This window comes from Flexistipes sp. (assembly GCF_036172515.1).
In the GTDB taxonomy this organism is placed as follows: domain Bacteria; phylum Chrysiogenota; class Deferribacteres; order Deferribacterales; family Flexistipitaceae; genus Flexistipes.
Genome location: NZ_JAXKVW010000007.1, coordinates 89,654 through 113,515 on the forward strand (window position 1 = coordinate 89,654; position 23,862 = coordinate 113,515).

At 39.8% G+C, this 23,862-nt stretch carries 26 protein-coding genes; 23 read left to right on the top strand and 3 right to left on the bottom strand.

Features of this window, described 5'->3' with window-relative positions; genetic code table 11:
• Nucleotides 1-49 precede the first annotated feature (49 nt).
• The 18 genes from UMU13_RS06555 (at nt 50) to UMU13_RS06640 (ending at nt 15,797) form a co-directional block, all read left to right on the top strand.
• Nucleotides 50-733, top strand: a complete 684-nt coding sequence (locus UMU13_RS06555; protein ID WP_328217945.1) for a hypothetical protein — start codon at nt 50-52, stop codon at nt 731-733.
• 252 nt (nt 734-985) lie between these two features.
• Nucleotides 986-1,462: a ribosome maturation factor RimP gene (gene rimP / locus UMU13_RS06560; RefSeq protein ID WP_328217946.1), complete on the top strand. Its 477-nt coding sequence runs from the start codon at nt 986-988 to the stop codon at nt 1,460-1,462.
• An 8-nt stretch (nt 1,463-1,470) separates the two neighbouring features.
• Nucleotides 1,471-2,829: a transcription termination factor NusA gene (gene nusA / locus UMU13_RS06565; RefSeq protein ID WP_328217947.1), complete on the top strand. Its 1,359-nt coding sequence runs from the start codon at nt 1,471-1,473 to the stop codon at nt 2,827-2,829.
• Between the two features lie 4 nt (nt 2,830-2,833).
• A complete protein-coding gene (locus UMU13_RS06570) occupies nt 2,834-3,409 on the top strand; it encodes a YlxR family protein (RefSeq protein ID WP_328217949.1) in 576 nt (191 codons plus the stop codon).
• 13 nt (nt 3,410-3,422) lie between these two features.
• Complete coding sequence (gene infB / locus UMU13_RS06575) at nt 3,423-6,209, top strand: translation initiation factor IF-2 (protein ID WP_328217951.1); 2,787 nt, start codon at nt 3,423-3,425, stop codon at nt 6,207-6,209.
• A complete protein-coding gene (locus UMU13_RS06580; RefSeq protein ID WP_328217952.1) occupies nt 6,206-6,487 on the top strand; it encodes a DUF503 domain-containing protein in 282 nt (93 codons plus the stop codon). The genes infB and UMU13_RS06580 overlap by 4 nt, the downstream gene beginning before the upstream one ends.
• Complete coding sequence (rbfA, locus tag UMU13_RS06585; protein ID WP_328217954.1) at nt 6,487-6,849, top strand: 30S ribosome-binding factor RbfA; 363 nt, start codon at nt 6,487-6,489, stop codon at nt 6,847-6,849. The genes UMU13_RS06580 and rbfA overlap by 1 nt, the downstream gene beginning before the upstream one ends.
• Nucleotides 6,833-7,732, top strand: a complete 900-nt coding sequence (gene truB / locus UMU13_RS06590) for a tRNA pseudouridine(55) synthase TruB (RefSeq protein ID WP_328217955.1) — start codon at nt 6,833-6,835, stop codon at nt 7,730-7,732. The genes rbfA and truB overlap by 17 nt, the downstream gene beginning before the upstream one ends.
• Nucleotides 7,733-7,808: 76 nt before the next feature.
• The gene (rpsO, locus tag UMU13_RS06595) at nt 7,809-8,078 is read left to right on the top strand and encodes a 30S ribosomal protein S15 (RefSeq protein ID WP_328217957.1); all 270 of its coding nucleotides are present in this window, start codon (nt 7,809-7,811) and stop codon (nt 8,076-8,078) included.
• A gap of 1 nt (nt 8,079) precedes the next feature.
• A complete protein-coding gene (pnp, locus tag UMU13_RS06600) occupies nt 8,080-10,179 on the top strand; it encodes a polyribonucleotide nucleotidyltransferase (protein ID WP_328217959.1) in 2,100 nt (699 codons plus the stop codon).
• A gap of 36 nt (nt 10,180-10,215) precedes the next feature.
• Nucleotides 10,216-10,650 carry a dUTP diphosphatase gene (gene dut / locus UMU13_RS06605; protein ID WP_328217960.1) on the top strand — a complete coding sequence of 145 codons (435 nt, stop codon included), beginning with the start codon at nt 10,216-10,218 and terminating at the stop codon, nt 10,648-10,650.
• 38 nt (nt 10,651-10,688) lie between these two features.
• Entirely contained in the window at nt 10,689-11,264 is a 576-nt protein-coding gene (gene tsaB, locus UMU13_RS06610) for a tRNA (adenosine(37)-N6)-threonylcarbamoyltransferase complex dimerization subunit type 1 TsaB (RefSeq protein ID WP_328217961.1), read from the top strand.
• Nucleotides 11,254-11,733, top strand: coding sequence for a ribosomal protein S18-alanine N-acetyltransferase (gene rimI / locus UMU13_RS06615; protein ID WP_328217962.1), 480 nt, complete (start codon nt 11,254-11,256; stop codon nt 11,731-11,733). Before tsaB ends, rimI begins: the two co-directional genes overlap by 11 nt.
• Nucleotides 11,693-11,911 carry a DUF465 domain-containing protein gene (locus tag UMU13_RS06620; protein ID WP_328217963.1) on the top strand — a complete coding sequence of 73 codons (219 nt, stop codon included), beginning with the start codon at nt 11,693-11,695 and terminating at the stop codon, nt 11,909-11,911. Before rimI ends, UMU13_RS06620 begins: the two co-directional genes overlap by 41 nt.
• Nucleotides 11,912-11,973: 62 nt before the next feature.
• Complete coding sequence (metK, locus tag UMU13_RS06625; protein ID WP_328217964.1) at nt 11,974-13,128, top strand: methionine adenosyltransferase; 1,155 nt, start codon at nt 11,974-11,976, stop codon at nt 13,126-13,128.
• Nucleotides 13,129-13,144: 16 nt separating this feature from the next.
• Nucleotides 13,145-14,530, top strand: coding sequence for a dihydrolipoyl dehydrogenase family protein (locus tag UMU13_RS06630; protein ID WP_328217966.1), 1,386 nt, complete (start codon nt 13,145-13,147; stop codon nt 14,528-14,530).
• A gap of 71 nt (nt 14,531-14,601) precedes the next feature.
• Nucleotides 14,602-15,096, top strand: coding sequence for a 2-amino-4-hydroxy-6-hydroxymethyldihydropteridine diphosphokinase (folK, locus tag UMU13_RS06635; protein WP_328217968.1), 495 nt, complete (start codon nt 14,602-14,604; stop codon nt 15,094-15,096).
• Entirely contained in the window at nt 15,087-15,797 is a 711-nt protein-coding gene (locus UMU13_RS06640; protein WP_328217970.1) for a cytidylate kinase-like family protein, read from the top strand. Before folK ends, UMU13_RS06640 begins: the two co-directional genes overlap by 10 nt.
• On the opposite strand, the gene UMU13_RS06645 is transcribed toward UMU13_RS06640, so the two are convergent.
• Complete coding sequence (locus UMU13_RS06645) at nt 15,772-16,200, bottom strand: PPC domain-containing DNA-binding protein (RefSeq protein ID WP_328217971.1); 429 nt, start codon at nt 16,198-16,200, stop codon at nt 15,772-15,774. The two genes, UMU13_RS06640 and UMU13_RS06645, sit on opposite strands and share 26 nt — an antisense overlap.
• Before the next feature lie 140 nt (nt 16,201-16,340).
• On the opposite strand from UMU13_RS06645, the gene hisS reads away from it, so the two are divergent.
• The 5 genes from hisS to UMU13_RS06670 all read left to right on the top strand — a co-directional run bounded on the left by hisS (nt 16,341) and on the right by UMU13_RS06670 (nt 21,944).
• Nucleotides 16,341-17,591: a histidine--tRNA ligase gene (gene hisS, locus UMU13_RS06650; RefSeq protein WP_328217973.1), complete on the top strand. Its 1,251-nt coding sequence runs from the start codon at nt 16,341-16,343 to the stop codon at nt 17,589-17,591.
• Nucleotides 17,592-17,615: 24 nt separating this feature from the next.
• Complete coding sequence (aspS, locus tag UMU13_RS06655) at nt 17,616-19,406, top strand: aspartate--tRNA ligase (RefSeq protein ID WP_328217975.1); 1,791 nt, start codon at nt 17,616-17,618, stop codon at nt 19,404-19,406.
• Nucleotides 19,407-19,478: 72 nt separating this feature from the next.
• Nucleotides 19,479-20,315, top strand: a complete 837-nt coding sequence (locus UMU13_RS06660) for a LysM peptidoglycan-binding domain-containing protein (protein WP_328217977.1) — start codon at nt 19,479-19,481, stop codon at nt 20,313-20,315.
• Between the two features lie 86 nt (nt 20,316-20,401).
• Nucleotides 20,402-20,827, top strand: coding sequence for a ClpXP protease specificity-enhancing factor SspB (locus UMU13_RS06665; RefSeq protein ID WP_328217978.1), 426 nt, complete (start codon nt 20,402-20,404; stop codon nt 20,825-20,827).
• Nucleotides 20,820-21,944 carry a mechanosensitive ion channel family protein gene (locus UMU13_RS06670; RefSeq protein ID WP_328217980.1) on the top strand — a complete coding sequence of 375 codons (1,125 nt, stop codon included), beginning with the start codon at nt 20,820-20,822 and terminating at the stop codon, nt 21,942-21,944. The genes UMU13_RS06665 and UMU13_RS06670 overlap by 8 nt, the downstream gene beginning before the upstream one ends.
• Here UMU13_RS06670 and UMU13_RS06675 read toward each other — a convergent pair.
• Nucleotides 21,928-22,704, bottom strand: a complete 777-nt coding sequence (locus tag UMU13_RS06675) for a menaquinone biosynthetic enzyme MqnA/MqnD family protein (RefSeq protein ID WP_328217982.1) — start codon at nt 22,702-22,704, stop codon at nt 21,928-21,930. The genes UMU13_RS06670 and UMU13_RS06675 overlap by 17 nt on opposite strands.
• Nucleotides 22,705-22,706: 2 nt before the next feature.
• Nucleotides 22,707-23,252, bottom strand: a complete 546-nt coding sequence (locus tag UMU13_RS06680; protein WP_328217984.1) for a manganese efflux pump MntP — start codon at nt 23,250-23,252, stop codon at nt 22,707-22,709.
• Nucleotides 23,253-23,862 lie beyond the last annotated feature (610 nt).

A 23,862-nucleotide genomic window follows, 5' to 3' on the forward strand; every position in this document is an offset into this window, starting at 1 on the left:
ATATTTAACGACTGCTATAATTCAAAAATCTCTAATATTGAAAAGGAGTATGATATTAATGATGCGCGAAATCTTTGTTTTTATCTCAGTAATTTTAGTAAGCGGGTGTGTGACTGCAGCTAATAATGTAAAGCAGAATTCTTATGAAAGGCAAAACAAAAATGCAAATGAAGCTTTTGAAGAACTCGACAGGGAAACCGGAAATAAATCACCAGCTGAGCAAGAGCTTGAAAAAGTAGAAGAGGAAATGAAGAACAAAAGTAATTTTCAAAAGAAAAATGAACAGGAGAAGTGGAAAACAGATTCTGGTATAAATAATTATCCCGAAAAGAAAAGACCGTATGCTGTGGAGAAGAAAAATCTACCTGACATTGATTTTCCTATGAAGAACGGCAAACCTGTTTGGTTTTTTAATCCTACCTATAACGGTTATCTGGGAGCAGTGGGAGTGGCAAAAAAAATATCGGTAAACGGTGGTTTGGGAGCACAAAAAAAGCTGGCGAAAACACTTGCACAGGCTGAATTGATAAAAATGATTAGAGTTGTAGTAAATACAGAGCTTAAGTCTGAGCGTATTCAGGTATCTTCAGATGTTTATTCCCACTATCATTCCAAATTAAGCTCATTGTCCGTGCACAGCGCCGAAGGTGTTGTAAAGAATGCCGTTGTTAAGGATGTGTGGATAGATGAACAAACGGGCAACTTGTATCTGTGGCTTGTAATGGAGAAGTAAAGGTTGAGTTTAAGAAAGTTGCGTACGCGGTTAATACCTCAACTACCTTAAGTACATCAAATACCTCTAAAACCTTCCCTTCGTCCGTTACGCATCATCCATTACAATTTAATATTGCTATTGACATTATGCTGAAATGCCTTAAATTTTTACTTCTAAAAAAGGCCTTGCACTATTATATTAGTTATGATAAATCACCAAAGCTGAGTGGGTGATCCCACTCATTTTTTTGCTTAATTTAGGCTGGTCGATATGAATAAAACTCACAGACTTATTGAGGAGAAGGTCAAAGGCTTTGCACTCGAAGTATTGCCTGATATAGGGCTGGAGCTTTTTGATGTAACCTTCAGGAGAGAAAATACCGGTCTTGTTTTGAGAGTTACTATTGACGGTGAAGGGTTAGGCCTGCAAGAATGCAGTAAAGTTAGCGGTATCATATCGGAATGGCTGGACGAAAACGATATTGTAGGTTATGATAACTATAATCTTGAGGTTTCGACACCAGGCCTTGACAGACCCCTTAGGAATATCAATGATTTTGTCAGATTCAGAGGGCGTTACTGTAAAGTAGTCTTAAAAGATGCTAAAGAGGCCGGAAGGAAAACGTTGAAAGGCTATATAAACAATGTTGAAGACAGGACGGTGACGATATTTATGAAAAGCAGTAAAAAATATTTTCACATAGATTATGACAATATAAAGAAAGCCAATTTAGAAGTGGAGTTTTAGGAGGAAAGATGAGCAGAGAACTTGCCAAGGTGGCTGATGAGCTTGGTAGAGAGAAGGGATTAAGCCGGGATGATTTGAAAAATGCGCTTACTGAATCTATTGTAGCAGCTGCCGCTAAACGGATAGGCAAATACGGCGAACCGGAAGTTAGTGTAGATCTGGATAGGGGTGAAATCAAAATACATATTCCGAAAGAGGTCGTGGAAGAAGTTGACAGTAAATGGCATGATATACACATTGATGATGCTGTGAAATATAAAGATGATCCTCAGCTTGGGGATATCATATATATTCCGGTAACATTGGAAGATTTGGGAAGACAGGCTGCTCTTGTTGCAAAGCAGAAGCTTATGGAAAAAATCAGGGAAGCAGAGAAAAATATAATTTATCAGGATTTTCAAAATAAGATCGGTGATGTTGTTACGGGAACCGTTCTTAAAACGGAAAGGGACAACATTGTAGTCAACATAGGCAAAACGGAAGCACTTCTGCCTAAACGTGAGAAGATACCGGGGGATTTTTATAACAGAGGTGACTATATAAGAGCTGTACTCCTTGAAATCAGGGTCTACAGAGGGTGGCCGCAGTTGATATTGTCCAGAACACATCCGGATTTTCTTAAGAAGCTGTTCGAAGTTGAAATTCCTGAGGTTTTCGAAGGTATAATTGAAGTTAAAGGGTGTGCCAGAGAGCCCGGTGACAGGGCAAAAGTTTCTGTGTATACGCTGAACAGCAATATAGACCCTGTTGGGGCATGCATAGGTCTTAAAGGTGTCAGGATTAATTCCATAAGCAATGAACTCAGAGGCGAAAAAATAGATGTTATAGAATGGTCACCGGACCCGGTAAGGTATGTATGTAATGCAATTTCTCCTTCACAGGTTTTGCTTACCAATATTTTCGAGGATGAGGAAACTATTGAGGTTGTTGTACCGGATGACCAGCTTTCGCTGGCTATCGGCAAAAGAGGGCAGAATGTGCGCCTTGCCGCTATGCTTACCGGCTGGAGGCTGGATGTACTTAAAGAAAGCGAATATAATGTTATCCGAAAAGAGCGTATGGAGGAGCAGGAGCAGGAATTTAAAGAATTTTATGAGCTGTATAATCTTGAAAATATAGATATCCTGGACGATACGATGATTACAAAACTTATTGAAGCCGGGATTGATGATGTGGAGAAACTTTCTACTTCGAGTGTTGACGAAATAAGCTTAGCTCTCAGCATTGATGAGGCCCAGGCCATTGAAATCCTTAATGAAGCGATAGATTATCTTACTTCGAAACTTGAAGAGCTGGACTCTGAACAGGAATCGGAAACGGGTGAAGATTCAGGAATGGAAGTAGAAACAGAGGAAGAGGAAGAGTAAAGGTTTGAAAGAAAACAGATGCGCTGCATGTGGAGTAAAAAAATTAAACAGAGAGCTGCTGAAGTTTGTATCATTATCCACAGGTGAGTTTGCATTGGATTTTAAACAGACGATGCCTTTAAAAGGGGTTTATGTCTGTGCTGAGAAAAAATGTATAAAAGAAGCTGCGGACAAAAAGTTGTTTAATAAGGCTTTTGGCTTTGATGTTGATACAGGTTCTTCTGATGCAGTTTTGAAGCATGTTGAAGATGTTTATGAAAGGTATGTTTATTCGCTTTTGAGAAACGGAAGAGGCGGCGGAAAAGTGGTCAGCAGTGCGATGTTGAAAGATGTAAATGTCATATCACGTGCCAAATATTCCCTTATAAGCGGGGATGTTGGGGACGATAATAAATCAAAGATTTTGCACTTGTGCGGCAAATATAATATAGAATATTGTTTTTTTAAAACAAAAAATGATTATTATAAAAATGTTGAAGGTAAGTACAGGGCAGCTTATTTTGTTCTGGAAAATTCACTTGCGGAAAAAATAAAAAATACTGTCGACACATTAAGACAGATAAATAACGGGTCAGCTTAAGAGGTGTTTTTTTATGGATAAGTATAAATTAGCAGAGGTAGTAAAAAAATCAGATTTGACATTAAAAGAGGCTATTGAGAAGCTCAAGGATTCAGGTGTTGATGTTAATGATGAATCTGATGAAATAGATATAAATTCAGTTAAAACTCTTGGTGTAGACCCTAAACTGCTGAGTGTTGATAAAAGGCAGCAGATGCTTAAAAAGGCTCTGGAAAGACATAAGAGACACCCAAGGCCTAAAGAAGTTGTTGTTAAAGAAAACGGAGAACCTCAAAAAAAGACCAAGATCTCCAAAGAGGAGTTGCTGAAAAAGAAAAAAGAACTGGAAAAGAATCTGAAAAAGGTTGATGAGGAACGTTCTCAGGCACAAAAGCCGCAAAAGACCAAGGCTGAGAAAACCGAATCTGAAAGAGCAGCAGAAAAGAAAACTGCTCCAGAGAGCACTAAAAGAACAACGGCTAAAAAAGTTACAAAAACAGATGAAGATAAAAAGAAAACTGCTCCGGTAACTAAGAGTACCGGTGAAAGCAGTAAGCAGCAGGTGCAGTCAGCAAAGACCAAAAAAGAAGAAGTTATAAAAGAAACTCAAAAACCTGATGCCGGCCTGGCACCTGATTTTTACAGTGAAGAAAATATAGCAAAACGTAAGAAGAAAGAAGAGGACGATCTGTTGGCTGAAAAAGAGAAGGAAGGTAAAAAAGCCAAGGGAAAGAAGGGCGTTAAAAAAGATAAAAATATTCAGAGAGATATCTGGGAAGGTATAGAAGAGCTTGAGCTGGAAGAGGAGATTGAAGAAGAACTGGAGTCCAAAGAAACAGAGGCACCGGAAACAGCAGAGCAGGAAGTTGTAAAAGAAGAGGCCCCAGCTGAACCTGAAGAGAAAAAAGAGGAAAAAGTAAAAGAAGAAAAAACAAAACCCAAAGATAAGAAGAAAGGCAAGCCGCAGGCACAGAAGAAAGGCAAAGAGAAAAAGGCTGAGCAGCCAAAACCCCAGAAACCCGTTAAGCCGGGAAAAATTCAGATTGGAGAATCTGTGACAGTGAGTGAATTTGCCGGCATGATCGGTATTAAAGCTACAGAACTTATTAAAAAGCTTATGATGATGGGGGTTATGGCAACAGTTAATCAGCATATTGACGCGGAAACTGCCCAGCTTCTGGGAGCTGAGTATGATATTGAAGTGGAAATAAAAACGGTTAAAGAAGATGATCTTCTGCCTCAGGTGGAGGATGATCCTGAAAAGATGCAGCATAGACCGCCCATTGTTACAGTTATGGGGCATGTTGATCACGGTAAAACATCGCTTTTGGATGCGATCAGGGAAACTAAAGTTGCTGATGCTGAAGCAGGCGGTATTACTCAGCATATAGGCGCGTATGAAGTAGACCACGAAAAGGGAAAGGTGGTTTTTCTGGATACCCCTGGTCACGAAGCATTTTCCGGCCTTAGGGCAAGGGGTGCTAATGTCACCGATATCGTCATTCTTATAGTTGCAGCTGACGATGGTGTGATGCCCCAGACGAAAGAGGCTATTGATCATGCCAAAGCTGCTGGAGTCAGAATGGTTGTGGCTATCAATAAGGTTGATAAACCAAATGCTAATGTTGAGAAGGTTAAAACTCAACTTGCCGAATACAATATTATCCCTGAAGAATGGGGTGGTGAATATCAGTTTGAAGAAATTTCAGCCAAAAATCATGTGGGTATAGATGACTTGCTTGACCGCGTACTCCTTGAGTCTGAAATGCTGGAGCTTAAGGCAGATCCCGATCGTCCTGCAGAAGGGATTGTTATAGAGTCTCAGCTTGATAAGCAGAAAGGACCTGTAGGCACTATTTTGGTGAAAAAGGGTACATTGAAAGTAGGTGACGCTTTCGTTGTGGGTGACCATCAGGGTAAAGTAAGAGCTATGTTCAATTACGCCGGAAAACCTATTAAGGAAGCCGGACCTTCGATTCCTGTTGAAATAATGGGATTCAGTGAAGTGCCTGAATCCGGTGATTCTTTTATAGTGACACAGGATGAAAAGACAGCCAAACAGGTTGCTTCCATGAGACATGATAAGAAAAAAGAGAAAGAACTTGCCGAAAGATCTAAAGTAAGCCTAAATGATCTTTTTGACCGTATAAAAGAAGGAGAAATCTCCGAGCTTAATATTGTTATAAAAGCCGATGTTCAGGGCTCTCTTGAGGCACTCAAGAATTCTCTGCTCAAGCTTTCCAATCCGGAAGTAAAATTAAACATCATTCACGGCGGTGTGGGCGGAATTAACGAGTCCGATATCCTGCTCGCTTCTGCTTCCAATGCGATAGTGATCGGTTTTAATGTCAGACCGGATTCCAAAGCTAAAACCACCGCTGAAAAAGAGGATGTTGAAATAAACCTTTACTCCGTGATTTACGAAGCCATCGAAAGTGTTGAAAAAGCCATCGAGGGTATGCTTACACCCGAGACAAAAGAAAATGTGATCGGCAGGGTAGAGGTGAGACAGGTTTTCTCTGTGCCTAAAGCCGGTAAGATTGCAGGCTCTTATGTTCTCGAAGGCAAAGTTGTAAGAAATGCTCATGCCCGTGTTGTCAGAGATAACGTGGTTGTTTATGACGGTGCTATAGATTCTCTGAAACGGTTTCAGAATGATGCCAAGGAAGTTACTTCAGGTTATGAATGTGGTATCGGCATAGCTAAATTCAATGATATAAAAGAGGGAGATATCCTGGAAATATATGAATTTAAAGAAGAAAAGCGTACTATTGAAGATGTGCAAAAAGAGCATCAGAAAGAAAAGGCGGATAATGAATGACGATAGGCTCTGTTGTCTTTGAGCTTGATATTGACAGCGCTTTTTCCCTTAAAGAAAAAAGAAGGGTTTTAAACAGCTTGAAAACCCGTCTTAAAAATAAATTTAATGTAGCGGTTGCAGAAGTGGGAGAAAAGGATGTCTGGAACAGGGCTGATCTGGCAATTGTTACCCTTGCTGACGACAGATCCTTTCTGGATTCACAACTTCAGCAAATTATCAATTTTGTGGATATGTTTCACGAGGTTGTAATTATGCATATAAATCAGGAGATTTTTTGATGCAGAAAGGCGGATACAGAGACAGAAGAGTGGCCGAACTTCTCAGACAGGAGATTTCGAAGATGGCGGAATTTTCCATAAAAGACCCTCGGGTAAAAGGTGCGGTTATCGTTAAAGTTAATGTCACAAAGGATTTGAGCCTTGCCAGAGTATATGTGCGCAGTATGTTTGAGGATAACCTGGATGAGGTTTTGGAAGGATTTAAAAGCTCTACAGGTTTTATTATAAGTCAGTTGAATAAAAAGATAAGAATACGCAAGATACCGGATCTGGAATTTATTAAAGATGACACCATTGAAGTGGCAAGCAGAATAGAAGAGCTTATTGAGGAAATTCACAAATCAGATGAACGTAATAATTAACGTTTACAAACCTTCCGGAGTATCTTCATTTCAGACGGTCAATAAGGTAAAAAAACTGCTTGGTGCCGATAAATGCGGGCACACAGGAACTCTTGACCCTTTGGCCGAGGGTGTACTGCCCGTTTGCGTAAATCAGGCAACAAAGTTTGCCGATTATATTATGGATTCTGAAAAAGAATATGTGGCCGAATTATGTTTCGGTAAAAAGACAGACACAATGGATAAAACCGGGAGCATTTTGGAGGAAAGACCACACTGTAAAATTGATGAAGAGAAATTCCGGAAATTGCTGGAAAATTTTACCGGTGATGTGAATTTAAAGGTTCCATCATATTCTGCAGTTAAGCTTAACGGGGAAAGGGCATATAAGCTTGCCAGAAAAGGTGAAATAGAGGACGCAGGATACAGAACTTCGAAGATAAAAGAAATGGAACTGCTGAGTTTTGAATTTCCCGTTGCGGTTTTACGTATCAGATGCAATAAGGGTACATACATAAGAAGCTTAGTAGACAGATTAGGCGATGAAAGCGGATGTCTGGCATATATGAGCGGACTTGTGAGATCATCCAACGGCAGTTTTCATATGAAAGACTCTTTTTCGCCTGGAGAAATCGAAAAATGTATCGAAAACGGCGATTATTCGTTTATGAAGAATGTGAATGATATTTTAAACTGGCCTGTTGCAGTTGTGAAGGATGAAGCTGTTGACGCTTTGATGAACGGGAATGCTCCTGATAAACAGGGGTATTTAAAGCTTCCTTTAGAGCAGGGAGATAACTTTTTTATACAAAATTTAAAAGGCGAAATACTGGCCTTTGGCAGGAAGATGAAAAGAAGCAGAAAACCGATTAAAGTTGTTAAGGTGTTCAAAAATAAACTTTAATTCGAATATTTTGATAAAATTATTGTAAAATAAATTTTTTTTTGATAGAATTTTCGTTTTTACAAGGAGGTGTAAAATGGCTTTAGCAAAAGAAGAAAAGCAGGAGATTATGGAGAAATTTAAGGTGCATGACAATGACACAGGTTCTCCGGAAGTTCAGGTGGCACTTTTAACCAATAGAATAAAAGACCTTACTGAACATTTTAAAACTCACCCGCAGGATTATCATTCAAGAAAAGGCCTGTTGATATTAGTCAGCAAAAGAAGAAAGCTGCTGGATTATCTTAAAAAGAAAAATTACAACAGGTACAAAAAATTGATAAGCAATCTGGGAATAAGGAAGTAATATGGAAAACAAAGAGAAGATTTACGAAATCGTGCTCGGGGAAAACTCCGAGCCGATTTATCTGAAGACGGGCTGGAAAGCCAAACAGGCTAATGCCAGCATTTGGGCGCAGCATGGTGATACTATTGCGCTGGTTACCGCCACGTGCAGCAATAAAGCACCTGAGGGGATAGATTTTTTCCCCCTTACAGTGAATTATTTCGAAAAATTCTACGCAGTGGGCAAAATACCGGGAGGTTTTTTTAAGAGAGAAGCTAAACCTTCTGACAGGGAAACCTTAATATCAAGGTTGATTGACCGCCCTTTAAGGCCTCTTTTTCCTGACGGTTTCAGAAATGAAACCCAGATTGTGGCTATGGTGGTTTCAAGTGATCAGGTTTGCTCAAGTGATATTCTGGCACTCAATGCTGCCAGTGCTTCACTGATGATTTCCGATATACCTTTTAACGGGCCTGTCGGTGCCGTGCGTGTGGGAAGAATAGACGGTGAGCTTGTGTTGAATCCTAATGCAGGAAAACTTGATGAGCTTGAAATGAATATAACTGTTGCCGGTACGGAAGATGCTATTGTAATGGTCGAGGCCGGAATGGACATAGTTTCTGAAGATGAAGTTATTGATGCTCTGGAGTTCGGTCATGAAGGAATCAAAAAAATAATAGCCGTTCAGAAACAGATGAGAGATGAGTTGGGCGGGGAAAAAATCAGTTTCAGTGATTTCTCCACTCCGGAAGATTTGGTGGAGAAGGTTAATTCCGAAATAGGGGATAAACTGAAAAAAGCTGTAATGATTCCCGGAAAACAGGAAAAATACGATGCTATTGACGAAATAAAAGAGGAATATCTTGAAAAAGTCAAAGAGGAACTAGGTGAAGAGGAATTTGCTGATAAATCCAAACTTTACAACGATGCTTTTTCTGCTGTGGAAAAAAATGTATTTAGGGAAGTTACACTCAATTCCGGGCAGAGAGTTGACGGCAGAAAATACGATGAGATAAGACCGATTGATATTGAAACAGGCCTCCTTCCAAAAGCACACGGTTCGGCTCTTTTTACAAGAGGTGAAACACAGGCGCTTGTCACCACAACTCTGGGAACGAAAATGGATTCTCAGATGGTGGATGATATTGAAGGAGAAACTTCAAAACGTTTTATGCTTCACTATAATTTTCCGCCTTACTGTGTGGGTGAAGTCGGTTTTATGAAACCTCCCGGCAGAAGGGAGATAGGTCATGGTGCACTTGCCGAGCGCGCTCTTCAGTATATTCTCCCCGATGAGGAGAGTTTTCCTTACACCATGCGCATTGTTTCGGATATTCTTGAATCGAACGGCTCATCTTCGATGGCATCGGTGTGCGGAGGAAGCCTTGCACTTATGGATGCCGGTGTGCCTGTTAAAGATGCCGTTGCAGGAATTGCTATGGGGCTTATCTATGAGAAGGGCAAATTTGCCGTTTTGACAGATATAATGGGTTTGGAAGATCATCTTGGAGATATGGATTTTAAGGTTACCGGAACTAAAGATGGTATTACAGCTTTACAAATGGATATAAAGATAGAGGGACTATCCCGCGATATCTTGAAAGAGGCTTTACAGCAGGCAAAAGAGGGCAGACTTTACATTCTCGATAAAATGAATGAACAGCTTCCTTCACCAAAAGAGCTGCCTGATAACGCTCCAAGATTTGAAAGAATCAATGTAAATCCTGAGAAGGTTGGGCTTATTATCGGACCTTCCGGGAAAACGATTAAAGGCATTATAGACGAGACCGGTGTAGCTATAGATATACTTGACGGTGGTATCCTTAATATCTTTGCCACGGACAAGGAATCTATTGAGAATGCCAGAGAAAAGATTGAAGCTCTGGTGCAGGAGCTTGAAATTAACAAGGTTTATACCGGTAAAGTTAAAAAGGTTATGGAATACGGCGCTTTCGTAGAACTTCTGCCTGGTGTGGAAGCACTTCTTCATGTGTCTCAATACAGTAAAGAACGGATTAAAAGTATTGCAGATTACCTGAAGGTGGGAGATGAAGTTAAGGTGAAATACCTGGGCAAAGACGAGCGGGGCAGACATAAAATAACCAGAAAAGATATGGAATGAATTTAAAGGTGTCTCAGGACACCTTTTTTTCTTGGTATGAAAAAAATTAACGTTAAAATACAAAAAACAAAAGACAGCAGGGTTCCTGTTTACAAAACCGAAGAATCAGCCGGGGCAGATTTATTTGCTGCAGAAGCGGGAATTGTGAAAGCAGGGAAAATAAAACTGGTGAAGACCGGTGTATCTTTCTCTATTCCGGAAGGATATGAAGCCCAAATCAGACCCAGAAGCGGTTTGGCCTTAAAAAAAGGGGTAACAATACTTAATACGCCCGGCACCATTGATTCTGATTATCGTGGTGAAGTAGGGGTAATTTTAGTGAACTTTGGTGATAACGACTTTGTCTTCAATACAGGAGACAGAATTGCTCAGGTTGTATTTTCAAAAGTTTACAGGGCTGAATTTACTCTTTCTGACGAGTTGGATACAACAGAAAGAGGATCGGGCGGTTTCGGACATACGGGTTTTTAAATCTTGACTATAAAAGGTAATTAGATAATATTAAGCTAATGAACTCATTGCTAATCGACACTTCATGGGGAAATTTGTCCTTATCGCTGGTAAGAGAAGGCGAGCTTATTTCAAACATATCTCTGAAACTAAAAAACAAAATGAATGAGATGCTTCTGGAGGCAATAGATTACTGTTTGAAAAGTGTGTCTATGCAGCTGCGTCAGCTTGATAGTATTACAGCTGTTATCGGTCCGGGGTCATTTACCGGAATAAGAATCGGCGTTTCTTCAATTCAGGGCATTGCAGCAGGATTGGAAATAAAACCTTCAGGGATCTCATCTCTCGATGCGGCTGCGCTGGTTATCAATAAATCAAAAAGCAGAATAGCGTGCAAACTGCGCGGAAAAACCTTCGCCCTAAGGGAATACGATTTTGAGAGGGGGAAATATTCTGAATATCAGAATGTGACCGAAGATATGATAGATTCTGATATTGTTTTGATTAATACGAAGAATTCAGGTGATGTTGATCTTAGCAAGGCAATAATGCACAATAAATTTTCACAGTTTTTAAGAGACTGTGTTCCTTTTTATATGACTAAATCCGAAGCGGAGCTCAAATTTGGTAATTGAAGCTGATATCTCACATATAAAGCTGATTGCTGAAATAGAAAAGGAAAACTTCCAAAAGCCCTGGTCATATAATTCTATATATGAAGAGTTTATGAATCAAGATTCCGCAATTTATGTTTTTCTCGAAAAAAATCAGGTTGCAGGCTACCTTATTTACAGATGGATGTTGGATGAGGTGGAGCTTTTGGATATTTCTGTAAAAAAGGATTTCAGACGCTGCGGGATTGCAGATAGATTGATGGAGTTTCTTATAGAACAATCAAAAAGTTGTCATATTTTCCTTGAAGTTAGACAGGATAACGCTCCTGCATTAAATCTTTATAAAAAGAAGGGCTTCAGGAAAATTGGATTGAGGAAAAATTATTACTCACAAGGTATCGACGGATTTGTTATGAAATTATATGTACAAGGGGTGCAAGATGTTAAAAATGAATCAGGGTGTTGTGCAAGAGCTGTTGGAATCCAATAAGGAATTTAAAGAACTCTTTGACGAACATGTGAAGCTTGAGCAGGACTTGGAAGCGCTTTACAGCTTGAAATACATACCACCTGAGGTTGAGCGGAAGATAAAAGAGATTAAAAAAATCAAGCTCAGGGGAAAAGACAGGATGGAACAGATTATTTCCGAGCATAAAAAATCCAGTTGATTTATTCGTTTACTGGGGATTGTAATTGCCGGTAACTTTTTAATAAATGCAAGAGGTGTTGAATGGATAAGAAAAAGTATGTATTTACATCAGAGTCAGTGACAGAAGGTCATCCGGATAAGATTGCGGATCAGATTTCCGACGCCATCCTTGATTCCATGCTGAGTGAGGATCCCTTCAGCAGAGTGGCATGTGAGACAATGGTGACAACGGGGCTGGCAATCGTAGCCGGAGAAATTACTACACGCACATATGTTGATATTCCCGGCGTTGTCCGCGATACAGTAAAGGAGATAGGCTATACAAGGGCAAAATACGGTTTTGATTATGAGACCTGTGGTGTGATGACGAGTATTGACAAACAGTCTCCTGATATCGCCCAGGGGGTTGATACCGGCGGAGCAGGTGATCAGGGGTTGATGTTCGGTTTTGCATGTGATGAAACCGAGGAGTTAATGCCTCTTCCGATAATGCTTGCTCACAAAATTTGTATGCAGCTTTCCGATGTCAGAAAATCGGAGATACTGCCTTATCTGCGTCCGGACGGTAAATCGCAGGTTACTATAGAGTACGACGGCTTCAAACCGGTGAAAGTGGATACCGTTGTGGTTTCCACCCAGCATGCCGATGATATAAAACTTTCCGATTTGAAAGAGGATATAGTTGAGAAGGTTATCAAACCTGTTATCCCCAAACATCTGCTTGATGATGAAGATATCACATATCATATCAATCCCACCGGCAGATTTGTTGTGGGGGGTCCGATGGGAGACTGCGGACTTACGGGCAGAAAAATAATTGTGGATACCTACGGAGGCTCCGGAAGACATGGAGGCGGATGCTTTTCAGGTAAGGACCCTTCAAAAGTTGACAGAAGTGCTGCTTATGGAGCCAGATGGGTTGCAAAGAATATAGTTGCTTCCGGTCTAGCCAGCAGATGTGAATTGCAGCTGGCTTATGCTATCGGAGTGGTCGAGCCTGTATCTGTTTCCGTAAATACCTACGGCACAGGTGCTGTCCCCGATTCAGAGCTGGAAAAAATTGTCAGAAAAATATTTGATCTCACCCCCAAAGGTATTATGGAAGCGCTGGATCTTAGAAAACCGATTTATAAAAGTACGGCAGCCTACGGTCATTTCGGCCGGGATGGTTTTTCCTGGGAAGACACTGCCAGGGCTCAGGATATAAAAGATTTGGCGGGCAAGCTTGGCTCCTAACCAGAACAGGTGAAAAGTGCAAAGTAAATATGATGTTATAGTGATAGGAGCGGGGCCAGCAGGTGTGAACGCCGCTACACAGCTGTCCGCTGCCGGTTTTTCTGTTCTTGTGGTTTCTGAATACATCGGAGGCGGGTATTGTTTCTCGGGCAGTATCATGTCGAACACCGCCCTGTATCTGAGTTATTTGTACAATAAATTTAAGACAAGAACGGTTAATTTTATTGATATACCCGAAGAGGCCGTTAAAGCTCCGTTTGACTTCAAAAAATCCAGGAAGTATGTTGAAAACATCTCCACCAAAATAGTAAAGGCTTTCACCGACCAGCTAAGTGAAGCCGGTTCCGAATTTTTTCAGGGTATTGCTGAATTTGCCGGCAAAGATAAACTTAAAATTCAATCCCGTCAAACCGGTAAAAAGCACGAAGTTAAATTTGGCAAGTGTATTGTAGCCACGGGTTCGTATAACCCTCCCCTTGAAATACCTTCCACAAAAAAGTTCCTATATGCAAATAATATTTTCAATCTTCAGACAGTTCCTGCTTCTGTTGCCGTTATCGGAGGCGGCTTTGTGGGTTGTGAATATGCTACATTTTTCAGAAGATTAGGCTGTGATGTCCATATTGTAGAAAAAACGGACAGAATACTCTCCACGTTTGACCCGCAGGTCACCAAAAGACTGGAAGACAGCTTCAAGAGGAACGGTATTAATCTGAGAAAGAATGCCAATATAGTGAATGTGGAAAAAGTAGGGAATAAGAGTATTCTTTTTTTTGATGATGATGATAATATGGAGGCTGAGGAAATCTTTGTTGCCGTCGGGCGTAAACCTGCTGTGAATAATCTTTCATTAGAGAAAGCCGGTGTCCAAATGAATGAGAACGGTGTGGAGCTTGACCAAAGCTTTAGAACCAGCAATAAAAATATATATCTTGTGGGCGATGCATCGGGAAAAACTATGCTTGTTAACTGGGCATATAAATCCTCTTCATTTGTTGCTAAACATATATCAGGTGTTCAGAGAAAATTTAAATACGAATTTATGCCGAAGGTTTTATACATAGATCCGGAGGTTTCAAGTGTAGGTTTTACCGAAAAGGAAGCCAGACTGAAAGGTTTCTCGCCTTTGACGGTAAAGTATACCTATACAAATCTTGAAAAATCTTTGATAATAGGGTTTAACAAAGGACTGGTAAAAGTGATTTATGACAGGGAAACGAAAAGGATTCTCGGTGCTCATATTTTCGGAAAAGGTGCTTCTGAACTTGTGACAGCATTTACACTTTTAATCCAGTCCGGTATTAAAATCGATAATATTTCCGAATATATATTTAATCATCCTACTTTCGCCGAAGTTCTCAATGAGCTGGGAAATAAAGTGAAGACAAAAGGGGGGAAGTAGGAAGATAGTTAAGTGGTAAGATGGTGAGATAGTGAAGTGGTGAGGTAGAGAGGTAGAGAGGTTGGTTAGGAATGAATACAGTTTTCTTGGGGTTGGGATCAAACATTTATCCGAAAGCCAAAAATCTGTCATCTGCTATCGCAGGGTTGTCTTCTCTTCTGAATATTATCTCCGTTTCAGGTGTTTACAAAAGCCGGTCATTGCTTCTTGATGCTCAGCCGGACTACTTTAATATTGTATTAAAAGCATCAACTTTTATCAATCCTTGTCAGCTTCTTTCTTTTTGCAAAACTATTGAGAAAATAATGCATAGGGATACCCCTTACAAATGGGGACCCAGAAATATTGATATCGATATTATTGATTTTGACAAAAGGATTATTAAAAGTAAATCACTCTTTTTGCCCCATAAAGAGTTCCCGTACAGAACTTTTGTTGTGCTGCCGCTTTTGGAGATTGAGCCGGACTATGTTCATCCGGAGAATCATATTAGTGTTGAAAAAATGTATGATTTATTGGATAATCACAGTGAGATTCATCGTTTGGGAGAGTTAAAATGGCGGTAGTGACAATTTCCAGAAGTTTCGGCTGTTCCGGAGAGAAAGTTGGAGAAGAAGTTGCCGGACGTCTTAATTATTCTATGATTAATAAACAGATTATTGAATATATTTCAATTTTAGCGGATACTCCCTTGGAGGTGGTATCAAAATTTGATGAGGAACAGCATTCGAATATTAACGCCAGGCTTTCCAAATATATTGATTTGTCGATGTTTAAAGAGATGTTTGGCAAAAGCGGCAAAGAACTCAAAGAACCGTTGGCGGAGAAAATTATCGATGAGAAGGAGAAGCTGTTTAAAGAAGATGTCGATTACAGTCCTGTTTTTGACAGCGATGTTTTCAGGCAGATGAGTGAAAGGGTATTTCATTTTATTGCCGATAAGGATAACGCCGTTATTATGGGCAGAGGTGGACAGGTTGTTTTGCAGGAACACCGCAATACTCTGCATATAAGGCTGTATGCACCTGTTTCTAAAAGGGTTGAGTGGATTGCAAGCCGGAGGGATATCCCGAAAAAAGAAGCTTCTAAACTTGTCGAGGATATAGATAAAAAACGAAGGAACTATCTGCAGCACTATTACGGAGAAGATATCAGTGATGACAAACTGTATCACCTGGTTATTAACGTTGATAAACTTTCAGTTTCCGAAGCAGCCGGTATGATTTTGAGTCTTATCGATATCAAAAGCTCCAAAGAAAAAGCTTAGTATCTTCATTAAATTTTCTTACATTGGCATTTTCTCCGGCATATGAGAATATTTCATATTCGAATGCGAAAACCGGTGTATCCGGCAGTAAGTGTCCTCCGATTACGGTAAAATCCCTTTTGGCAAGTGTGATATGGATATGTGCAAACGGCTTGTCATCTTTCAGAGAAATGTTTCCCTTAAGCGAGATAATTTCCATAGGCTCATTGACATGTGTGTTTTCATACGTTCCTTCCTTTTGATTATAAAATGTAATGGAAGCCTTTGTAACACTGCCGATACCGGCAATAAAACCTTCGTGTATATTAAGATTCTTTATTTCATTCATCAGACCGTAATACAGATCTTCATCTTTTTTCAGCCGCCCCTGATAAACGTTGTCGATTCTGAAAATGTTGTACATGGGCACCTCCATTCTTTTAGTTGACAGCATCATAAATCTAACTTATATCTTACAGAGATTTTTTTCAAAATTGTTAAGTTCGCAGTGTTTATACTGCTCTTTATTTAAATTATAACATATAAGATAGCCGGAGGAAATTTTTGTTTAGAAAGGTCAGAGGCTTCAGGGATATTTACGGCGAAGAGATCGGTTACTGGAGAAAAATTGAAAAAGTTATTTATTCTCTTTCCGAGTCGTTCGGCTACAGCGAATATAAGATGCCGGTGCTTGAAAAGGCGGAAGTTTTTGACAGGGGTATAGGCAGTACAACTGATATTGTAGAAAAGGAAATGTTTGCTTTCGAAGACAGAAATGGTGATCTTCTTGCACTGAGACCTGAAGGTACGGCCGGTGTGGTTCGCGGTGTAGTTGAAAATAAGCTTTATGCGGCAAGTGGAGTTAAGAAGTATTATTACTACGGTCCCATGTTTCGCAGAGAGAGGCCTCAAAAGGGTCGTTACAGACAATTTTACCAGTACGGGGTAGAAGCTTTCGGCTCGGCATCTCCTCTTGTTGATGCCGAAGTTATACAGCTTTTGTGCTCCTTTTTTGACAAATGCGGAATAGGGGAGTTTTTGCGTCTTGAAATTAATTCTATTGGTTGTCCGGAATGTCGCCCGGGTTATAAAAATAAATTGATTGAATATTTTTCAAAATATGAAAAGGAATTGTGCGAGGACTGCAAAAGAAGGCTAAATACAAATCCTTTGAGAATACTGGATTGTAAAGTTCCAGGATGTAAAAAGGTTGCATCTGATGCACCGGTGATGATTGATTATCTGTGTTCTGAGTGTTGGGAACATTTTGACAGTGTGAAGTATTATCTGGAGATATCAGGCATAAATTATGATGTCAATCCTTTCATGGTAAGAGGACTTGATTATTATGTGCGGACGGCTTTTGAGATGATAACCGATAAGTTTGAAGCTAACAGTACTGTTGGAGCCGGAGGCAGGTATGACGGATTGGTAAAACAGCTGGGAGGGCCGGATTATCCCGGCATAGGTTTTGCCGTCGGAATAGACAGGTTGGTTAATCTGATCAAAGAAGCCGGGCTGACTTACGAAGAGACCCTTGATATTTTTATGGTGATGTTTCCTGAAACAGTTGATGCCGGACTGAAACTTTTGAAAAGTCTCAGAGATGAAAACTGGGGCGTTGATATGGATTTTGAGCTGGGCTCCATGAAATCCCAGATGAAGAAAGCCAACAGATCACAGGCTTCCTATGTGGTTATTTTGGGAGAGGAAGAGCTCGGGAAAAATGCCGTTACATTGAAAAATATGACTGATGGAGAACAACAGCTTGTCTTGCTGGATGAGTTGAAAAATATTTTATCGCAAAAACTTTAAGTTTGGTAAGTGAAGGAGGCCGAAGTGCTGTCACATTTAGGTAGCTGGAGAAGAACGCATAGTTGCGGTGAACTGAGAGCCGGTAATATTGGAGAAGAAGTTGTTATCATGGGATGGGTTCAGCGCAGAAGAGACCATGGCGGTGTTATTTTTATAGACCTCAGGGATCGTGACGGGGTCACCCAGATAGTACTTAACCCTGAATTTGATAAAGAAGTGCATGAGCTTGGAGATAACGTCAGAAGTGAGTTCGTTATTGCCGCTAAGGGAAAGGTGGAACACAGGCCTGAAGGGACTGTTAACTCTTCTCTGCCCACGGGTGAAGTGGAAGTTTATGTAAACGAACTGAAGATTCTGAATAAATCCGAAACCCCACCGTTTGTTATAGAAAATCATTCCAATGCGAACGAAGACATAAGGCTTAAATACAGGTATCTGGATTTGAGAAGACCTGCGTTGCAGCAGAATATTATACTGAGACATCAGCTGATACGGGTGATAAGAGAGTTTTTGTATGAAAAAGATTTCCTTGATATTGAAACCCCATTTCTGACAAAAAGTACACCTGAAGGGGCAAGGGATTATCTCGTGCCGAGCAGGGTAAATCCGGGCAGGTTCTATGCATTGCCTCAGTCTCCGCAGATGTTTAAGCAGCTTCTTATGATATCGGGTTTTGACAGGTATTTTCAGATAGTAAAATGTTTCAGGGATGAAGATCTTCGGGCTGACAGGCAGCCTGAGTTTACACAGCTGGACATGGAACTGTCTTTTATTGATCGTGCGGATTTAATGAAACTTATTGAAGAGCTGTTCGTTAAAATATTTAAAGATATAATGGATGTTGATGTTAAAAAACCTTTTGAAATAATGTCTTATGATGAGGCAATGGAAAAATTCGGTCACGACGCGCCTGATACAAGATTTGGGCTTCATCTAAAAACAATAAATGATCTTGTGAAGGATTGCGGATTTAAAGTCTTTGCCGACAGTGTAAAAAACGGCGGAGTGGTAAAGGCAATTAATGCAAAAAATGCAACCAATTTCTCCAGAAAGGATATTGATGATTTAACAGATTTTGCCGTGAGCCTTGGAGCAAAGGGACTTGCATATATCAGGGTTAACGAAGACGGTCTGCAGTCTCCTATTGTAAAATTTCTGGGTGAAGATCTGGCTGACCAAATTGTCAGTGAAATGGGCGGAGAAACAGGAGATATTATCTTTTTCGGAGCCGGCAAAACTGACATTGTTAATCTTTACATGTCCAAGGTAAGGCTCAAGCTGGGAAGAATGCTGAATCTTATTGATAAGAATAAATACAATTTTGTCTGGATTACGGACTTTCCTCTTCTTGAGTGGGATGAGGATGAAAAACGCTACGCAGCCGTGCATCATCCTTTTACTGCACCCGTTGATGAGGATATAAAATATTTTGACACAGACCCTTCACAAATAAGAGCCAAAGCTTACGATCTTGTTCTCAACGGTTCTGAGATTGGAGGGGGTAGTATTAGGATACACAGAAGTGATGTCCAGGAAAAAATGTTTGATGCCCTCGGTATGACAAGAGAGGAAAGCAGGAGAAAGTTTGGTTTCTTTATGGATGCTCTCAAATACGGTACTCCGCCTCACGGAGGCATTGCTTTCGGTGTTGACAGGATTGCAACGATTTTGACCGGTTCGGAATCGATACGGGATGTTATAGCTTTTCCTAAGACCCAGAGGGCTACGTGTATGATGAGCGATGCTCCGAGTATTGTTGATGAAAAACAGCTGAAGGAATTAAGTATAAAGCTTGATATAGTGGAAGATATATAAACTTTATATCTTTCTTTGACTTTTGGCAAAGTATGTGTTATTTTTAAAATAATAAGAGATACGGAGGGAGTTATGAAAATTTTGAAATATTTGAGCTTAGTTGCTCTGGTTGTTTCATTTGCTTTCGCATGTGCAAAAGCTCCGGTAAAGATGTATGACGACACAAAAGCTGCGCTAAATGTTGCAGAACAGAGTAATGCCAAAGAGTGTGCCACAGAAGAGTATAATGCAGCCATGGAAGAACTTAAAGCTGCTGAAGAGCAGATGGAAGAAGCCAAAGATCATACTTTCAAAGGCAAGTATTACGATGCTGCTGAAAAAAGGCTGAAAGCTGCACAGGAAAAAGCTGCAGAAGCTGAAAGAGTGGCAAAGGCTATGTCCAAAAAGAACGATAGGGCAGCAGCCGAGCTTGAGGAATTAGGCAAAGAGCTTGATGCTATTGAAGCGGATGCACAAAAATATAACGTTGGAAATTATGATGAACTTGAGGCAAAATACGAAGAGGCTCAGGAAAATATTGACGATTGTGAACCGGGCAAGGCTAACGCTTTGATCGATGAAATTAAAGCAGGGCTGCAGGATGCCAAAGAAGAGATTGCAGCTGCAAAAGCTGAGGAAATGAAAGAAAGTATGGCGGCGGAAGAGGAAACTACTAAAGAATCCTCAGGTGTAGAAAAATATACTGTTGTTAAAGGTGATACACTTTGGGATATTTCCGACAGAAAATACATGAACCCCTTTATGTGGCCTCTTATATACTGGGCTAATAAAGATGAAATCAAAGATCCTGATCTGATATTTCCCGGACAGATCTTTAACATCAATAAAGATTATTACTATAGTGAAAAAGAAGAAGCCATTAATTTCGCTAAGACTAGAGGACCTTGGTCACTCTTTGACGGAAAATAAGGCTTAAGCTTCCATTGATGAAGATATAAGTGAATGAAATATGTAAAGGGGATCTCTTTTGGGATCCCCTTCTTTATTAATTATTTATGAGTAAATTTAAGAAACAGGTTCTGGAATTACTTTTTGATTTTTACGATAAATTTTATATGCATGTTGTTCCTGCCGGCGATATACGTATAGGTGAAAGAGGCTTTATAGGTAATGAGAGTGAGCATGGTCTTGTGCTTGTTTTCAGTGCTTCATCGTATAAAAACCTGAGATGGGATGATCATGCCCTTTATGCAGATATGCGTTTTTCGGGCAAATGGGAGTCACTTGTTATCCCCTTTCAATCGATTGTTACTGTTTTTGACGACCCCGGTAAACCGGATTTTGTTTTTAAATTTTCGATGTATACAGAAAAAGAGTCCGACGGTAAGAATAAAGATAAACAAAAATCTGCTGATAAATCCAGGGTGAAGTCTTCAAACGGGAAAATCGTTAAGGTTGATTTTTCCAGAAAGGATGACTAATTTGAATAAATTTTTTGATGAACTAATACCGATTCTTTCCTATGAGATATTCAATGTCAATGTCGGCGAAATGCTGGCTGCCTTTGGTATCCTTTTACTTTTTTTCATTTTAAAGCATGTATTATTAAATATCGTATTTTATTTTTTGAAGAAAGCGACAAAAAAAACACTGAGTTCTTTTGATGATGATTTGGTGGAGATTGTTAAACCGCCTCTAAGTCTCACTATTACAGCAACAGGTTTTTTTCTGGCAATAAATGTTTTTACATTTACAAAAGATATAGATCTTCTTCTTTTGAATATTTATAAGACTTTTTTGATAGGCAGTTTTTTCTGGGTATTATACAGAGCCGAAAATCTGCTTAAAATATTTATGGAAAAATATGCCTATAAAAAACAGATAGAAATTGCCGTTGAATTTCTACCTCTTTTTAGAAAACTCATAAGAGCAGCCCTTATTGTGTTTGCTGTAACCATTATTATTCAGGAATGGGGATATAATATCGGAGCCATTATCACAGGGCTTGGAATAGGCGGGCTCGCTGTGGCTCTTGCAGCAAAAGATACTCTTGCCAATTTTTTCGGCAGCCTTATGATTATCATGGATCGTCCGTTTGCAATCGGTGACTGGATCGTTGTTACAGACATAGAAGGGGTTGTGGAGGAAATCGGTTTCAGAACGACTAAAATAAGAACTTTTGAAAAAGCGCTTGTTTCAGTTCCCAATTCCAAAATTGCAACCGACAATGTTACAAACTGGTCACGCAGGGATTCCCGCCGTATTAAATGCAAGGTGGGGGCAACCTACTCAACACCGCCGGCATCGCTGAAAAGAGCTGTAAGTGATATCAATGATATGCTTGTCAATCATAAAAATATAAACAACGATATGATAATGGTCTATTTCGATGAGTTTGCTGCCAGTTCTCTTAATATATTTGTTTATTGTTTTGCTGCCACATCAACCTGGGCTGAATATCTTGCCATTAAGCAGGATGTATATTTTAATATTATGGATATATTTCAAAAACATGACATAAGTTTTGCTTTTCCGTCCATGTCTTTATATCATGAAACTGATGATGAAAGCCCATTGATTGTCAAACAGAAAGATTAAGGGGCGGAAATTTTTTGATTTCTCCAATTTCCCGGGCAAGCTTGTAAAATTTTATTAGTCCGCAAATATGTTTCTCCGTAAGATTGTAGTTAATAATATCCCAGTAGTCCAGTATTTGGTATGATGTCAAGCCTTTAAAACTGTATTCTTCCAGAAGTGCCGCAAGATTTTTTTGTGAGTCTACTTTTATATTTACAAGATTTTTGTGCAGTCGTTTTATATCCTCGGTTCCTTCCCATTTACTGTCTGCTATCCAGAGTGCGAAAACAAAAGGGTAGCCGGAAAACTGAAACCAGTGAAATCCCAGATCATACACGTACTTATAGTCGTTATTGTAGTAACTGAAAAGTGCTTTGTCACCTATCAGCAGTACGGCATCACTATTATCAAAATCATTTGTGAAGGATACTTTTACATTAAAATAATATTTAAGGAGTATTTTTAATAAAACAACACTGGTGCCCGACTCCTCGGTCAAAAAAACAGTTGCATTTTCCAGCTTATCAATTTTTTTACTGCTGAACAGGCAGACGCTCTTGACATCTCCCGCCGAGCTGATGGAAATATCCGGTATAATAATATATTTCCGCGGATTCCTTGCATACTCTATACTGCTGCAAACGCCGACATCAACCCCTCTTTCCCGAATCATTTTATTCAGGAAAGAAGGTGTGCCCCTTACAAAGTCATATTCTTTGATTTTCTTTAAATAGTAAAAAATGGGATACACATTTGCGTAACGGATTTCACCTATTTTCATTTTTACACCACTAAAAATTTTATTCCTATTGCTACAAGAACAACTGCTCCAAAATATTCAGCGTACCTGCCGATAAAATGCCGGCTGAGGCTTCCGAAATAGACACCTGCGAATGTAAAGGCAATGCATACAATACCGATTACAGAAGCCGGAATAAAGATATTGCCTGGGAAGAGTGCAAGGGATATACCAACTCCCAGAGCGTCCATGCTTGTTGCAACCGATAAAAATATTAGGGAAAGTCCTTTTGTGGGATCTGTTGTATAGCATCTTTCGGAATCCGAAACCGTGGCATCTTTTATCATTTTATATGCAATTATAAAAAGTATAATTCCCGCTATAATGTTAAGATTGGATGTGTATTTGAGCAGTATTCTACCGAAAAATGCACCTATCAGGGGCATAAGGAACTGAAATAATCCGAAATGCCACGAAAGTCTGAAATAGTGTCTTGGACGGTTAAACCTGCAGCCTACACCGAAGGCGACACTGAAAGCATCTATACTCATTGCCACTGCAATTAACAGTACTTCCCAAATATTAAGCATTTGAGTAGATATCACAATTTTGCTTTCTAATCAAATTTAAAAAGTTAGTTTGACAATTATTCGATTGTGTGGAAATTATAAGCAGAAACGCAAATATATTTGTTATATAAAAACAGAGATTGCCCGGTTTCAGTTCGTTCCGATCGGAAGGATGCCGGCGACCGTAACGGTGAGATCTCTACTGTTATATTGCAAAGAGACCTCTCCGCTTCGGTCGAGGTGACATAAAACTGTCTAGCATCCGCCTTGGGCGGATAAATAGGATGTTGCACATATTTACCAGTCTAAAAGACTGGTGTTAGCCGCAGGCATTCTCTCGACCGGAGCGTAGCGGAGAGATCTCAGACGTTGTTTGACCAAAGTACCCTCTCTTGCATCTCCCCCTAATCCAGGGGGGACAATGATTCCCCTCCTAAGATAGGAGGGGTTAGGAGTGGTATGAAATTAAGTTGTTTGACGATAGAGACCTCTCGACTACGCTCGAGGTGACAAGTTTCTACTTTTTGTCATCGTATATTAAGAAAGCAGGAAAAATTGTTTAACAGGCTATTAAAAAGTTGTATAAGGTTCCAGAGCACTGAAGGTGATAAAGGACATGATTGTCATTGGT